2 tRNA genes are annotated in these 398 nt (G+C 54.3%); both read left to right on the forward strand.

What is annotated here, in order from left to right:
- The first annotated feature begins 73 nt into the window (after nt 1–73).
- Nucleotides 74–149 (forward strand) — tRNA-Val (locus tag GYA94_RS26940).
- A gap of 13 nt (nt 150–162) precedes the next feature.
- Nucleotides 163–239, forward strand: a tRNA-Asp gene (locus GYA94_RS26945).
- The last annotated feature ends 159 nt before the right edge of the window (nt 240–398 follow it).

A 398-nucleotide genomic window follows, 5' to 3' on the forward strand; every position in this document is an offset into this window, starting at 1 on the left:
TTTGAAAAAAGTTTAAAAAGTGCTTGCCAGGGTGCAGGGGCGTACGTAGAATGCGCGCCACACCGAGAGACATGGGTGATTAGCTCAGCCGGGAGAGCATCTGCCTTACAAGCAGAGGGTCGGCGGTTCGATCCCGTCATCACCCACCACTCGATGTATAGCGCAGCGGTAGTTCAGTCGGTTAGAATACCGGCCTGTCACGCCGGGGGTCGCGGGTTCGAGTCCCGTCCGCTGCGCCATATTCAACTTCCAGGGCCCACTGAACACCCGGAAGTTACAAAGAAAGCGACCTTAGGGTCGCTTTTTTTTGCCTGAAATTTTGTGCCTGATTTAAATGCGCAAAAACTTCGATAAGGGCTTGCCAGAGCGAAAAGTCGCCCGTAGAATGCGCGCCACAC

Origin of the sequence: Pseudomonas juntendi (assembly GCF_009932375.1) — a bacterium.
GTDB lineage: Bacteria > Pseudomonadota > Gammaproteobacteria > Pseudomonadales > Pseudomonadaceae > Aquipseudomonas > Aquipseudomonas juntendi.